The sequence below is a fragment of the Coprobacter fastidiosus genome (assembly GCF_982245605.1).
The window spans coordinates 21,584-36,638 of record NZ_CEVCIF010000008.1 but is presented as its reverse complement, the minus strand read 5'-3'; the positions used below and the strand labels follow the sequence as shown (position 1 = coordinate 36,638).

Below are 15,055 nucleotides of genomic sequence, written 5' to 3'. Positions count from 1 at the left end.
CAACAATATTTACTTAAAAACAGATTTCAACTCCGAAAATGAACGTGGCAACAATATTTTCCTTATGCGATCCACTCTATATAGTCCGACCGATAAATAGTAACTTCCCCAAAACATCACAATTTGGACAACAATGGCCCAAAGCAAGGAGATATGGGTATATTTAACGACAAAGGCATATAACATATAACCGATAAAAGGATGAATAATATACATCGGGAAAGTCTTATCTCCGGCCTTTTCCATAAAAAACAAATGTTGTATATGCCGACCATTATACCATAAAATAAGCATGAAAATTACCGGCATGACAATCAACAAGGCAACATGAATCATCTGTTCATGAGATGAAAGCTCGTTTATAAAATATAAAAATGAACATCCGATAAAAATAATTATCAAATAGGGACAACATTTTATCTCGCGTTCTTTCAATTTTCCGACAATCCAACGGACAAACACTCCAAATACTAAATAAGAAATTCCCAAATACAAACCGAAAGGAATAACAGACCTAATATCGGTAGATATTTCATAATAATACCCGTAATCAGAAGCCAAAAACAAAAAGACATTGGCAATACATGAAAACAGGAGTAAAACAGCCCGAACAACTTTATTCGAATTATAAAACCAATCTTTCAAAACCGACAATGAAAACATGGCCGGCATAAACCAGAATATCTGGATTCCACAATATTGTTTTATTAAATCAACATCTCCCGTAATAAACATTCTTAAAATTCCCCAAAAGTCGAACTCCTTTTGTAAATAGAAATTAGAATAGATAACCGACAAAATTGTCGTCAGCAATAAATATGGCCAATATAATCGGATAAAATAATTTGCCAAACGTTCTTTAGTCAACGGCTTCGCGCTATATAAAAATGGCAATATAAAAAATGCCTGTATATGGAAACAATACAGATACCCCATACCTTGAATCGGCTCTGTATAATGTGTAAAAATCATATTATGCCCCAATATAATTAAAAAGATAAGAAAGCCTTTAATTGCTGTCGATTCACTTGTCTTTATATAACTTATCGTCGAATCCATTCCTTTCAAATAATATTATTGCCAGCCACCATTAAACTCTTATTTCTCCCCAACGCATCTATACAACCCAACAATAGCCAAACATTAAAAAATAAAAAACCTCCGGCTCCGAATATATACCCTTCAGCCATCATGTGGAAACACCAGAATATAAGAAGTGCTGAGAGATATGAGGCATGACACAAATCATTTCGCCCTACTTTTTTCAACTGCCCGAAAGCCCTGACAAAAAGACCCATAAAAGCACTGAAACCGAAAATCCCGGTCATAGAAAGTACACTTAACCAAGAACTGCCGGTCTCTACCTGACCGCTATTTTGATCGAAAGTCGCTCCATCTCTCGATTGTATAGATACCGATGCAAAACCGATACCGATGCAAGGACTCGATTTAAACTCCGATAAACGGGTATCCCAATGCTCTTCCCGCGAACTGGTTATTCCTCCTGCAGCCATGGATCCCTCGTTTTTTCTGATCACATTCTCTAAATAAGGACTCCAAAACGAATATGTAGCAGATAGAAAAATCACCAAAAGAAATATATATTTAAAGAACTTGATAAAATTGGCCCTATTGACCACATAAAAATAAAATAATAATGACACAACAACCGCAATAATTGCCGTACGGGAAGCAGCCAACAGTAAAGTTATAAATGACGCAATAGCCAACACTACAAAATAAATTCGATAATTTCTTTTTAGTTTTTTCCCTCTTGTCAAAAAATAGATACCGGTAATCATCACATTTGCAGATACAGGGGCTATCAACATCGACTGGGTCGTAATACCGGCAAAATCGCGACGACCGAACGAAATTCCTAAAAAATAGACCAACAATGACCCCCAAACGACCGGCTGCAACAGCCATTGGACCACCTTAAATGTAACTACCCGAAAACGGTATAAAAATTCTGATTTTATAAATGGGGAAATCAACATGGTCATCATTATAAAACTGACAAGACGTCCCCACGGCTGAAAAAATGCCGGTACAGGATTTCCAATAATACTCAAAGCACAAGCCAGATAAAGCAATAACATAGGTACATCGAAAGAAAGTACTTTCGACTGCAACAAGGCAAACAACAACGATCCACCCATAATAACATAATAGGGTGCTCCCAAATTGAATGAAAAAGCTATAATATTATTTACGGCAATAAATGCTATAAATGCACCTAATATATTTACTTTTCGGGACATATAACTAAATTTTCTTTATTTCTGACGCCGGAATACCGCCTATCAATACACGAGAAAACGGGAATGGTTTGGTAACAACCGCTCCGGCTGTGACAACAGAATTCTTACCGATAACAACTCCCGGCAATAAGGTAGAACGGGCACATAACCATGCCCCATCCTCAATTTTTATATTTTCGGATATGCCCTCTCCTGCCGCATGCAAGCCTTTGGCATCGATTCGATGTGTTCCGGTACCTATATAAACCATCGGAGCGATATCTACATAATTGCCGATCTCAATACGGGATGTTGTCGATATAAAAACCTCATGACCGATCCACACATCATCTCCGACAATCAATTCGCCACAGCCCAATACATGTACAGAAGAACAGATGCGGACATTCCTTCCTATTTTTGCACCGGCAAGACGTAAAAGAGCCCGTTTTAAAGCAAAACAAGATGTCTCAGGCAATAACCTGAAAATTATCATATTAAAATAGTTGACCCAAGATTTCATAAAAAAACGATTATTATTCTCCGACGATGACTTTATAAAACTCAGACAAAGAATAGAATTTTTTCGATTCTTCTTTATATTGTCTATAATTCAATATGGCATGAGCCATTTGATAAATATCTCCCCACGACACTAATATTCCATTATTTCCCAATACATCTTTCAATATCGGACTGCAATCGGTAGCCACAATCCGCTTGCCCAAATAAAGATTCTCGAACACAACATTCGGAGAAGCCTCCCAACGAGAACTCAACACATACAAATCGGCCGCTTTGAAATATTTATACGGATTTCCCTGAAATCCTTCAAAATGAATATTTCCCGAACAGCCCAATTTTATTGCATCACTTTCCAAAGTTGCCTGATTATCTCCGATATTCTTACCTACAATATAAAGATGAAATCTCGAATCATGTTTTACCACCTCGCCAAATGCTTTCACCAAAAAATCGAAACCTTTTTCCCGGTTTATGCGACCGGCAGCTACGACATTTATCTGACCTTCGGGCAACGAAAAATCGGCCGCTTCTTCTAATTGTTTTTTGATCAGAGGCTCATCCAAAGGGTTCAACACCGAAGCCAATTTGGCATCCGGTAAGCGGTAAATTTCCTTCAGTTCTTCTTCCATATACCGATGTTCGGCAACAACGCAATCGACATGATGAAGAAAGAATGAGTCAATTCTATGTCTTAAAGAGGTCGGCTTCATAAACCCTTCTCTAATCATCTGTTTGGGCATCAGGCAATAACGCACCGATATCTTAAAATGTAGCCGAAAAATAAACCGGGCAAGCCATGCCGCCTGCATCGAATTAAGAGAGACAGAAAACACGGCATCGGGCTTTATTTTTTTCAGCATTTTACCCAAATGCCAAAAGGCATAACGACTTCTTCGGATATTCAACACTGTACATTTCACGTCTTGGGGCAACAATGCTAACATATCTCCCGGACGCCCCGTTATTATAACCTCAACATCGTACTTTTCTCGGTCTATATTTCGTATCAACGTACACAATATCCGTTCCGCCCCACCCGGATTCAGATTACCGTCAATAAAAACTATTTTCTTTTTCATATAACTAATGCAGCTTTTCTTTTAAAACTTTTATTAGAGAATTCATCCTACTATTTTTTGAATCAGAAATAAAAGACAATTCGATCAAACAACAGAACCGCAATAAAATATAATAATACATTGAAGGATGTCCACAAATACATTTCATAGTATGTCTTTTTAAAATAAATCTAATGTAACAAGGTAAATAAGAGTATCCCCATAAAAGAGATTTCTCTATATAATCAAAAAAGAAAGAAGAAGAATCTTTTGATACATTCTCACCAATATATACCAATATGTTTTTATTTAAAATTCCCAAAAATAAAATCTTGTAGTACAACAACAACCCCACTTTCTTAAACCCATCTTGGTAGAAGCTTTTACTAATTTCAGACAAATGTGAAAGAGCACAAAATATTCCTCTACATTTTTGAAAAGACATAGAACTTCTTGAAGCCGAATTTGTCCGAAATCTCGCATTATAAAAAACATTTCCTACAAAAATGACTTTTTTACATAATAAAAATACTTGCCAGTTAAAAAGATAATCTTCATAATTGGAGATATCAACATTAAAACGAATATCCCGGACTAAATCTGTCCTAAATAACTTATCCCAAGAACCCAGCCCTCCATTATTAAATAAATACAATAAATCATTTTCGGTACAAATATTTAGGGACAGTGGAGAATTAGATGTTTCAATAAAATCATCTTTATCATTTATATAACATCTAGTATTACATATTACAAAGTCTGCCTTTTCTGACTCCGCCCTCAAATACATCTGCTCATACATATTATTCTCAACTGTATCATCAGCATCAACAAATCCGACATATTGACCCGACGCTTTTTGTAATCCCTCATTTCGAGCATTCGAAACTCCCTTATTCTGAGATAAATCAATAAACACAACACGAGGATCTTCCTTTTGCAACGCCAACAAATATGATTTATTCTGGGTATTTGGAGAATTATCATTTATGAATATAAACTCCATATCTTCCAACGTCTGATTTAATAAAGATTGAGCACAATCTTTTAACATCTCACTTGGAATATCATAAACTGGAATTATAACTGAAACCTTAACATTTTTCATTTTGGCATAAAAATTTAAATAAACCCATCCATTTTTCACCAATTTTCTCTACATCAAATTCCAAGGCTTTCTCTTGTGCATTTTCGGCCAATTGAGCACAAAGCCGGAAATCTTTCATCAATAACGATAAGCGAGAAGCATAAGCAGATAGATCAAATGGAGGTATTACAAAACCATTTTTCTTATCTTCTACAATATCATGCAATGCTTTATAACTATCAAAAGCCATAGGAACAACTTTATGTTGCATGGCCTCGGTCAATACCATACCAAAACCTTCATAAGTCGAAGACAGACAAAAAATACGGGCTTTTTGATAATAAACTTCGGGATCTTGATAACCTAAAAAAGAGATACGCTTCAATTTATATTTCAAGACTAGAGCCTCCAATCGCGTCCTTTCCGGGCCATCACCAATAATTAAAAATTTCCATTCAGGGAATTGATACTCGATATTTTTCCATATTGTTATCAATCGGTCAACTCTTTTCGGAGAATAAGATAATCGACCGACATATAATACTATGTTGTCTTTATTTTTTAAAGATTGTTCATGAATTTTCTCGTATGTATTCGGATTAGGAATCACAAAAAGTTTCTCTTTTTTCGCATTGTCTACAAATTGTAAAAAATCGTCTTTAGAACCTTCTGATAACAATACGATTGCGTCTGAATTACGATATAGAAATGATAATTGATTTTTGCGATTTTTTACAGCCTTTCTTTTCAATAAGGGCATACGTAAATATCGCAATAATGATTTAATAAATATAAAAGGCTTATTCCAGATAAACTGAAACCGTAAGAACTCTTTAAAATAATAGAGATCTTCCAATATCCCATAATGAATTACCGATACGATTTTTACACGGTCTTGCAATACTTTTTTATTACATAACTTTACCTCATCACTTAAACCTCCTTGATTGACCAAAATATCGATTTCCTCATCTTGTATAAGATTTTGTAAATATCGAATATTTTCAAGGGTATCATAACCTACCGAATCGGGAAGGAAGCGATGATAAGATAGTAATGAAGGGTCAAAATCATTTCGTTTCTGATGAGCAATAAAAACGACTTTCATCCCTTTGGAAATAAGATATTTGGCAACAGACCATGTGACACGCTCCGTACCACCTTTTATCGGATTTATATCTGATTCGAAGAAGAATGCAATATTCATAAATTTTCTAATTTATCTAATCCCTTACTCTACAATCTAATTTGTTTAATGCAACAATATAATAATGGCCATAAAATCTTATAATGCATTAATCGTATTAACATTATATTGATCCTTGCCCTAAGAGGATATTCTCTTTTATTCTGTTGTACACAATAACATAAACTTTTCTCTTGTAATAACAATTCTAAATTCAAACGAAATTCAGAAAAATTCGATACCGATCGATTAAAATCACATATTACCAAATAGGCAGCATGCCACTTCAATTTAAATGATAATGCTATTTCTTCTACATTATGTTTTTCAACAAAACATAATAAATTTTTATATTTAGCAAGACTCTGAATAAATAACGATGGAACGTTAGTAATAGCCGATCGCATCAATGACCCAGAACGAATCCTATAATTCACAAATTTATCCCTACTATGAACAACAGTATCAATACATAAAGCTATCATATATATAAATAGAGTATCTTCTCCTCTATTTATATGATTATCAAATCTTATATTATTATTAAGTATGATACTCTTTTTATAAATCTTACCCCATACCGTATTATAAAATTCAAAAGGGAGTTGCACTAAATACTCTTTAGTATAGATAGTCAGAGGTTGTTTTGATTTTTCAGAATGAGTGACATTTTCATTTTCAGATATGAATATAGTATCGCTATAAACAACATCAGCATTTGTATCACAAGCATAATTATACATAGATTCAAGATAATCTTCCGAACAAATATCATCAGAATCCCAAAACACAATATAATCCCCTACAGCATGTTCAATACCTACATTTCTAGCAGAACTAACACCTCCATTTTTTTTATGTATTACATAGATTCTGTTATCTGTATCAGAATATTCATCACAAATAACCGAAGAATAGTCCGTACTTCCATCATCAACAAGTATTAACTCCCAATCCTTGAATGTTTGATTGATAACAGACTCTATTGTCTGTGAAAGAAACGATTCGACATTATATACAGGTATAATAATGCTTATTATAGCAGATCGATTATTCATAATACTTTTCCTTAATTCGACCTAGAAAATGTTGTAATTTTGCAATATATATATTCCACTTATGTTCAATTCTGAAAGCATAGAAAAAGAATAAAAATAGATTAAACTTTCTATCATTAATGAATCGATTCGGTACAATTAAAAATGAAACATAGTCATTCGTTTTTACTTTCATTTTTCTATGCAAAAAATGAACATATAATAGTTCTTGCTCAATAAGTTTACCATTATAACCTTTCCCGATTCTAAATAAATGTTTACCTTTTTTGCGGTAAATAACAGCATTTAAATCTGGATTAGAAGGTTTTTCTCTCTTCCATAAAGGGAAGATTTTAGATAACAGCAAATATCCGGAATCACAATATTTGCTGTATGTATTGTAAATATCACTAAAATAACAGTATCTACTATCGACATCATCAAAACATCTATTATTTTCATTATGTCCACTCCAAAAAAGATTGGGATACAATTCATAATATTTTGCAGCAACTCCATACGGCAATTCATCAAATACCTGATTTTTTTCCGTAGTAAAAACAGATTTCCAATCTAAGCCTGTATCTAAAACAAAGCCTTCTATACTGAATTTGTTTAACCAATATGGATTTTTACCCATTCCATGGGATTGTTTTATAACATCAAAATATTTTGTATCAGACGTTCTTTGAAGTTGAAAATGTCCCAAGCCAAGAATATGATCATAATTATTCAAAATATCATCAGTCAGAAATGTACGAATATTACCAAAAATCAAATCAGAATCACAAAATCCCCAGAAATCGTAATTCTTTGTATATTCTTGAAAAATAAGGCCATACAGACCTTTATAATCACATAATTTCCGAGGAGAAGATAGACAAACCTTAAATTTAATCAACTCTTCTATTCTTTTTTTTATTTCAAGAAGATTCGTCGTAAAAACTTTAATATTAGCGGCATTCGAATCAACTTTTTGATCAGTACAAATCAAAAAATCAATTGTGCTATTCATTTCACAACTTCTCAGCCACAATTCAAAAAAGGAAGGAAGTCTTCCAAAATAAAGATGAATTACGATTATCGATTTCACAATATTATAAGTTTTTATTTATTAAAATATAATTATCTTAACCTTTAATACTCTTATCATTAATGTACACAGTATTTAATGTCAATGGTAATAAATTCTCAACATTATAAACCGGAATAATTATAGAAATCAAATGATCCATAACTTTATCTATTTGTTATTATACGACAGATTTTTCCACCCCAAATAAGAATATTACTATATGTTTTCATCCAGAAAGAAGGCATTAAATCATATTTTACAAACAATTTTTTTAATTTCATCCTATTAAAATCTGTCCAAAAGTTATCTCGTTTTTCGGGCTCTTTTGCAGATTCTATAACCATAGGATTTTTCTTTATTGCAAAATCTTTGTCAAATTCTTTAATCAATAAATTATCCCGGATTTGTTGTAATAAAGACTCTCCTTTATCTGTATTGACAATAACCAATGAAACACCTTTTTGATGGTCGAATTCCGGACAACGAGATTCTATTCCCCAGAAATCGCCCAACGTAATATCTGCATGTCGAGGAAAACCTTTGAAGCGACAAGCATAACAACTTGGCCTTAAAGATAGTTTACGGTAAAAAGCTTTCATATAAGGATCTCTTCCATGATCATAACACAAAGATTTTGTATCTCCAATCTGTTTTAAAACTTGCCTATCACTTTTATATTTCTTATATCGAAATTTAAAATCAATGGTTCGAACATGGACTTTCTGTTCCCGCCACTCTAAATACCTCCGAAAGAACAGAGAAGACGGAACGCCAAAACATATCACTTCTATAAATACAATTTGAGATACCCATTTTTGACATATACTTTTTGCTGCAGCAATTTGGCAAGGCGTACCGGAAAACAAAAGATATTTTCCCTGCTTCAAATAAGATATCATAGCCGGCCACACATCAAACAGACTACTCTCTACATATTTCGATCCTCTTATCCGAGCAAGTTCTACTTCTGTAGACATGCACACATGATGCACTCCAACTTCCCTGTCAAATACTGCACCAACAATAATTCCGTTATTTTGTAGCACCGATTTTGCCAAAGCAGAAAACATTCCGCCAGAAGAACTATTCTCACGAATATTTTCATCTTTATTGAAACCTCCCCAGAAAGAGGCTTGCTTTATATTTTCTATATTATCGGAATGTATAACAGGACATTTTTTTTCGCACAATCCGCAATCGATACAAATATCATCATCAAATGTCGGATAATAAAATCCTGTTTTATCGACATTTAAAGTTATTGCATTTACCGGACAGACTTCACGACAAACGCCACAACCACAACAGTCTTTTTCTGAAGTAAGATTAATATGCTTCATTACAATAAATTTCTAAAAAAGATTGTCCTTCCATTTTCCATTCGGCAACTTTTTCATCGACTTTTTTCCAATCAATTTCTGTTTTAATGATCCGGCCAATATCTTCTCTATTATAAGAAGCGACAAAACGATCATTTAGTCCGACTCTTTCCAATAAAGATTTTATCCGCTCACTCCAATCTGTGCCCCATGCATTTAATGCTAACGATATAAATGGTCGGTGAGTTAAAATGCAAAAAACGGTACAATGGAATGAGTCTGTTACTACAAACCGGGCATTTTTAATAATAGATACCCATTTTTCAGGAGAAGGATGCCATATTCCCTTTATACCTCTTATTCTGTCCTTAAGAGTAACCAACCTAAGGACTTCGGTATTAGTATAATATTGGCCTAATTGTCGGATACAATCTGAAGATTCAGGTGTAACCTGAAATAAAAGCCCGAATATATAATTTTTTCCATTCGATTTCGGAATATCAATATTATCATACGCATCCAACAACAATGTAGGATCGGGAGTCCATTTTCCCACAAGGCCTAACTGCTTTAATACTGTGAGACCGGATTTTTCACGAATTCCAATCGCAGTAAAATCTTGCAACTTATCCTTATATATATTGTCATACTCGTCTGCCAAAAAAGAGTTACCAAAACTTGCCGCATATGCAAATTTTTTCCCTTTTTGCATTGTAAAATTCAATAAAAAAGCAGTATCCAACTTTCCTTCTGATGCTATAATATCAGGATTAAAGACTTGATCACTACCCGTTATAATAATATCATAACACCCATCTAACAAAGAAAGATCAGAAATATTTACATATTCTTTTTCGGAAACAGGTAAATATCTTTTTCTAAATTTATCAAACACTTTTCGTTTATATAATTCATCAAGATAAGTAATGCAAGATTTTATATGAAATGAAAAAGGTATAGGTTTTACATCTTTTGCCCACCGTGGTCTGTAATTGATAATCTCTACTGCACACCCTTTTGATTTCAGATATGACGACAAAGCATAAGCTTGAAGCACAGCGCCATAATTTGCAGCCCAATGAAATGTTATGATACCTATTTTCATCAAATTTCTTTTTAATGATTCCGTAATCTATTTTTATTTACTTTTGCTTTAAATTTCGTATATAGACTTAAGATTTTTGCAACAACATCTATCTCAAAACTTTTTTTCAAAACAGAAACAGCAATTCCCAAAACCGAAACACAACAAACAGATGACAAAACATAAGAATACGGATCAGGAAGAAAAAACAACAATAAGAGTATTATCCCTTCGGAAATAACCGAAAACAAAAATATCTTTATCAATAATGGAGATGGACGCAGCCCTTTTTTATAAGACAAACTGTAACCAAAAAATAAATAAACAGCATAAGCAACGATATAATCAATACCTATAAATTTCATACCGAATAATGAAATTCCTGTCGTTATTGCTAAATAATAACTTATCCAAAAAGACAATTGAAGGGCAAAATAAGCCCAATTTCGTCTTTGGGCCATCAATAAAAAACCTAACGGATAACCTAAAACCCTTAAACCAACACCAACACATTGCCATCTTAACATTGTTGTAGCCTCTAAAAAATCAGAGCTATAAAAACCTATCAGAATTGCAGGTGCAATAATCAAACAAATGTCAACTCCGATCGTAGCAAATAATAGGCCTATTTCCATTTGTTCATTCACTAATCGAAACATTTGTTTTTTATCGGATACTACTTTACACAAACGAGGGAAAAAATCTGTACCCATACTTTGCAAGATCAAGCCAATATAGACATTCGAAAAAGCGACACTCACATCATAATAGCCTACAACTTTCAATCCCAAATGATCTAATAAAAAGACTTTTGCAAAAACAATACACATGGTAGCAGAAAATCCCGCAAGCGTAACCAAACCTCCTGTAAACAGCAAATCTTTAATTATAATAAAAGATTCTTTTACTGTCATTTTCACTTTCGGAATCTTTAATTTAGAGAAGAAATACCATGCAACAGGAAGTCCCAACATTGCCCCAATCAAAAGACTCCAAACAATACCATCTACTCGAAAAAAATAAATTACGACTAAAGAAAAAATACTTCCTAAAACTGTTGCATAAATTTGCGCCATTACCAAACTTGCAATTTTTCCTTTAGCCTGTAAAACAGAATTAAAAAAATTCACCAACACAGAAAAAGCTACAACAAAAGCCAATACATATATAGTCCATGTCCCCAATGATTCTACCAGCATTTTTCTTTTTAAATATCCGGCCAAAAGGATCATCGCAGAGATTGTCAAAAAATTTGACAACAAATAAAACATTTTCACGGCTGATACTTGACGTGCAGTTTCCTGATCATTTTCAGATGAAGCAATATTTCTTACAGAGGATGTAGAAACCCCCATATCCGCAATAGTAGTAGCCGGAGAAATAATCGCATTAAACATACCCATAACACCCATACCATCAGCTCCCAACCACAAAGCTGTAAATTTGTTACGGATTATACTTAATGCTAAAGATATAACCTTAGCCCCTCCTAATAGACTAACATTTTTAAGGACACTTTTATATGAGGACATATTTACGTCGATATTAAAAGATGCGCCCCCTATTTGCTAACGCAAACTCAAATACACACCCCTATCTAAATTACACATCTAATATTCAGATACAAAGGTATTCAAATTTTTCTAAAAAACCGATATTCGAGATATTTTTTGGTAAATCAATAATAATCACTCTTTTTCAAAAATTATTTGTAGATATCCTGAAAATATTGTACAGACATTCTATCTATCAATCAGTTGCACTCCCTACAATATAACAAATTTTCCTATGAAAACAGACTTAAATCCTGTTTAATTTTACTCAGGTCAGGTCTGATAATTTCTTTATCGGAGAACTCAGACAGGCTCTAAGACAAATTTTTGTACATTTGTACCTGATAATTTTTAAATATGGATTTTTTGAATGGCTAAAAAAAAACGGAAAAAGAAAAAATCTATAAACTGGTCGGTCAGGTTTCTCTGGATATTTTTCTGGATTACGATTTTACTCCTGTTTGCTTATTATTTCCGCTTAGAAATAAAGTCTGCATTATCAACTTTTTCTACTAAAATTGAGCGATTAGGTGAAGCGAACCGGAAACCGGATATTAGGTATAAAAATTTGGAACTGCCACTTCCGTTAGAAGATCGGGCAGAACAAATTATTAAACATGAAGGTTATACTGTATCGTACAATAAAAATTGGCGTCTGCCTAATTGGGTAGCTTATGAATTGATTCGTGATGAATTACGGGGAACGGTATCAAGAACAGATAAATTTGTAGTAGACCCCTATGTAAACGGTGTCAGCGCGACAAATGCCGACTATCGTAGAAGTGGTTTTGATCGAGGACACATGGCTCCCGCTGCAGACATGACATGGAGTGAAACAGCAATGAAGGAATCTTTTTATTTCTCGAATATGTGTCCGCAAAATCCCGGACTAAATCGAGGGGCATGGAAAGACTTGGAGGAGAGTATCCGAAAATGGGTGAAAGAAGACAGTGCTATAGCAATAGTGTGCGGACCATTGGTCGATAAACGGGATACAACGATCGGACGAAATGAAGTAAAAATACCTCATGCCTTTTTTAAAGTTATCGTATCTCCTTATGTAACTACTCCGAGAGGAATCGGATTTGTATTTAAAAATGAAAAAGAAGACGCGCCATTGTCTGCATATGTCGTATCGATAGATAGTGTGGAAGCGCTTACCGGAATGGATTTTTTTTCGGAACTTCCTGATGAACTTGAGAACCGTTTGGAATCGCAGAACAATATCTTCGATTGGGAATTATAAAATAAGATAACGAATGATAACGAATGATACTATATGTGCAGTATCGACTGCACCCGGAATAGGCGGAATCGCAGTAATCCGTATAAGCGGAAAAGATGCGGTTTTGATAACTGAACGTATATATAAGCCCGTAAGAAAGGAGCGCCTGTTGACAGATCAAAAGCCTTATACATTGAGTTATGGTAACATTATAGATGAAAAAGGCATGATTATAGATGAGGTTATGGTAGCTCGATTTGTTGCTCCGCATTCTTTTACTGGAGAAGATACGATCGAAATATCTTGCCATGGCTCACTCTATATTCAACAACAAATTATTGCATTATTGATTCGAAACGGATGTCGTTCTGCGCTTCCAGGAGAGTTTACACAACGGGCATTTGCCAACGGAAAAATGGATCTTTCTCAGGCCGAAGCGGTAGCAGACCTTATCGCTTCAACGTCAGCATCTGCACATCGCCTGGCATTGAATCAGATGCGGGGAGATTTTAGTAATGAATTGGCAAAACTTCGCACTCAATTACTCGATTTTGCTTCATTAATAGAATTGGAGCTTGATTTCAGCGAGGAGGAAGTCGAATTTGCCGACCGCTCAAAACTGATAGATCTTGCATTACACATAAAAATGGTAATCTGTAAATTAGCAGACTCTTTTAAGGTAGGTAATGCCATAAAGAACGGAATACCTACAGCTATCATCGGAGAAACGAATGCCGGAAAATCTACCCTGCTTAATTGTTTGTTGCATGAAGACCGGGCATTAGTGTCGGACATACATGGAACGACTCGGGATGTCATTGAAGACACAACTGTTTTACAGGGTATCACATTCCGCTTTATCGATACGGCGGGTATAAGGGATACCCAGGACAAAATAGAAAGTATGGGAATAGAGCGTACTTTTAGAAAACTTGATCAGGCTGTTATAATATTGTGGATGATTGATGCTACCGGAATGAATGAAAATATTATACGCTCTGCCGGGCGCATTATACAGCATTGTGAAGGAAAAACTCTATTTGTTTTGCTAAATAAAACGGATAAACTAACCGAACAAGAGTGTGAAGAAAAAAGAGAATTAGTGGAATCTTTAATTCCTCTTAAACATTCAATCCTATTCATTTCAGCCAAAACAAATCAAGGAATAGACTATTTAGAAAACCAATTAGTAACAGCAGCTTCATTACCGGAAACGGGAACAGATGATGTAATAGTTACCAATGCCCGCCATTATGAAGCTTTACTTCATGCTCAAGAAGCTATATCTCGTGTATTAGATGGACTACATTCGGGTATTTCCGGAGATTTCTTGGCTCAAGACATACGAGAGTGCATGCATTATCTTGGAGAAATAACCGGACAAATTTCTACCGATGAAATACTTGGAAATATTTTTAGTAAATTTTGCATCGGCAAATGATACAAAGAAAAGAAAAGCATAAAAAGAGAAAATATAAATCCGTAAAGTGCGAAAAATCAATGATTTTATGAGAATTTATATTTTCTCTTTCTCTCCGTATTTTCTGCCTGTTTTCATATTTTTTTTGTATTTTTGTCCCCAGATTGTCCCCCGAAAGGGATGCGAGGGACAAAAATCTGTCCCCCGAAGACAATGAATCACATCTCTCATTAAAATAGGAAC

At 34.2% G+C, this 15,055-nt stretch carries 13 protein-coding genes; 2 read left to right on the top strand and 11 right to left on the bottom strand.

Annotated elements, in window-relative coordinates; all coding sequences use genetic code 11:
• Window positions 1–9: 9 nt before the first annotated feature.
• The 11 genes from AC0UMU_RS03575 to AC0UMU_RS03525 form a co-directional block, all read right to left on the bottom strand.
• Entirely contained in the window at window positions 10–1,059 is a 1,050-nt protein-coding gene (locus AC0UMU_RS03575; protein ID WP_278714707.1) for an acyltransferase family protein, read from the bottom strand.
• A 5-nt stretch (window positions 1,060–1,064) separates the two neighbouring features.
• Entirely contained in the window at window positions 1,065–2,264 is a 1,200-nt protein-coding gene (locus AC0UMU_RS03570; protein WP_278714705.1) for an O-antigen ligase family protein, read from the bottom strand.
• A gap of 4 nt (window positions 2,265–2,268) precedes the next feature.
• Complete coding sequence (locus AC0UMU_RS03565) at window positions 2,269–2,766, bottom strand: acyltransferase (protein ID WP_288641228.1); 498 nt, start codon at window positions 2,764–2,766, stop codon at window positions 2,269–2,271.
• Between the two features lie 13 nt (window positions 2,767–2,779).
• Window positions 2,780–3,847 carry a glycosyltransferase gene (locus AC0UMU_RS03560; protein WP_278714702.1) on the bottom strand — a complete coding sequence of 356 codons (1,068 nt, stop codon included), beginning with the start codon at window positions 3,845–3,847 and terminating at the stop codon, window positions 2,780–2,782.
• A 4-nt stretch (window positions 3,848–3,851) separates the two neighbouring features.
• Window positions 3,852–4,934, bottom strand: a complete 1,083-nt coding sequence (locus tag AC0UMU_RS03555) for a glycosyltransferase family 2 protein (RefSeq protein WP_278714701.1) — start codon at window positions 4,932–4,934, stop codon at window positions 3,852–3,854.
• Window positions 4,921–6,120 carry a glycosyltransferase gene (locus AC0UMU_RS03550; protein WP_278714700.1) on the bottom strand — a complete coding sequence of 400 codons (1,200 nt, stop codon included), beginning with the start codon at window positions 6,118–6,120 and terminating at the stop codon, window positions 4,921–4,923. The genes AC0UMU_RS03555 and AC0UMU_RS03550 overlap by 14 nt, the downstream gene beginning before the upstream one ends.
• Before the next feature lie 29 nt (window positions 6,121–6,149).
• Window positions 6,150–7,157 carry a glycosyltransferase family 2 protein gene (locus AC0UMU_RS03545; protein WP_278714699.1) on the bottom strand — a complete coding sequence of 336 codons (1,008 nt, stop codon included), beginning with the start codon at window positions 7,155–7,157 and terminating at the stop codon, window positions 6,150–6,152.
• A complete protein-coding gene (locus AC0UMU_RS03540; RefSeq protein WP_302548717.1) occupies window positions 7,150–8,229 on the bottom strand; it encodes a DUF6625 family protein in 1,080 nt (359 codons plus the stop codon). The genes AC0UMU_RS03545 and AC0UMU_RS03540 overlap by 8 nt, the downstream gene beginning before the upstream one ends.
• Window positions 8,230–8,375: 146 nt before the next feature.
• On the bottom strand, window positions 8,376–9,551 hold the full coding sequence (locus AC0UMU_RS03535; RefSeq protein WP_473979869.1) for a Coenzyme F420 hydrogenase/dehydrogenase, beta subunit C-terminal domain: 1,176 nt from the start codon (window positions 9,549–9,551) through the stop codon (window positions 8,376–8,378).
• Window positions 9,538–10,635, bottom strand: coding sequence for a polysaccharide pyruvyl transferase family protein (locus AC0UMU_RS03530; protein WP_278714696.1), 1,098 nt, complete (start codon window positions 10,633–10,635; stop codon window positions 9,538–9,540). The genes AC0UMU_RS03535 and AC0UMU_RS03530 overlap by 14 nt, the downstream gene beginning before the upstream one ends.
• An 11-nt stretch (window positions 10,636–10,646) precedes the next feature.
• Window positions 10,647–12,146 carry an oligosaccharide flippase family protein gene (locus AC0UMU_RS03525; protein ID WP_278714695.1) on the bottom strand — a complete coding sequence of 500 codons (1,500 nt, stop codon included), beginning with the start codon at window positions 12,144–12,146 and terminating at the stop codon, window positions 10,647–10,649.
• 391 nt (window positions 12,147–12,537) lie between these two features.
• Here AC0UMU_RS03525 and AC0UMU_RS03520 point away from each other — a divergent pair, with 391 nt between their 5' ends.
• Entirely contained in the window at window positions 12,538–13,413 is an 876-nt protein-coding gene (locus AC0UMU_RS03520) for a DNA/RNA non-specific endonuclease (RefSeq protein ID WP_278714694.1), read from the top strand.
• Window positions 13,414–13,429: 16 nt separating this feature from the next.
• On the top strand, window positions 13,430–14,833 hold the full coding sequence (mnmE, locus tag AC0UMU_RS03515; protein WP_278714725.1) for a tRNA uridine-5-carboxymethylaminomethyl(34) synthesis GTPase MnmE: 1,404 nt from the start codon (window positions 13,430–13,432) through the stop codon (window positions 14,831–14,833).
• Window positions 14,834–15,055 lie beyond the last annotated feature (222 nt).

Coding starts and splice junctions, on each gene's coding strand:
- AC0UMU_RS03550 (WP_278714700.1), bottom strand. CDS start 6,120: ATGAATATTGCATTCTTCTTCGAATCAGATATAAATCCGATAAAAGGT.
- AC0UMU_RS03575 (WP_278714707.1), bottom strand. CDS start 1,059: ATGGATTCGACGATAAGTTATATAAAGACAAGTGAATCGACAGCAATT.
- AC0UMU_RS03535 (WP_473979869.1), bottom strand. CDS start 9,551: ATGAAGCATATTAATCTTACTTCAGAAAAAGACTGTTGTGGTTGTGGC.
- AC0UMU_RS03525 (WP_278714695.1), bottom strand. CDS start 12,146: ATGTCCTCATATAAAAGTGTCCTTAAAAATGTTAGTCTATTAGGAGGG.
- AC0UMU_RS03570 (WP_278714705.1), bottom strand. CDS start 2,264: ATGTCCCGAAAAGTAAATATATTAGGTGCATTTATAGCATTTATTGCC.
- AC0UMU_RS03520 (WP_278714694.1), top strand. CDS start 12,538: ATGGCTAAAAAAAAACGGAAAAAGAAAAAATCTATAAACTGGTCGGTC.
- AC0UMU_RS03560 (WP_278714702.1), bottom strand. CDS start 3,847: ATGAAAAAGAAAATAGTTTTTATTGACGGTAATCTGAATCCGGGTGGG.
- AC0UMU_RS03545 (WP_278714699.1), bottom strand. CDS start 7,157: ATGAATAATCGATCTGCTATAATAAGCATTATTATACCTGTATATAAT.
- AC0UMU_RS03565 (WP_288641228.1), bottom strand. CDS start 2,766: ATGAAATCTTGGGTCAACTATTTTAATATGATAATTTTCAGGTTATTG.
- AC0UMU_RS03555 (WP_278714701.1), bottom strand. CDS start 4,934: ATGAAAAATGTTAAGGTTTCAGTTATAATTCCAGTTTATGATATTCCA.
- AC0UMU_RS03530 (WP_278714696.1), bottom strand. CDS start 10,635: ATGAAAATAGGTATCATAACATTTCATTGGGCTGCAAATTATGGCGCT.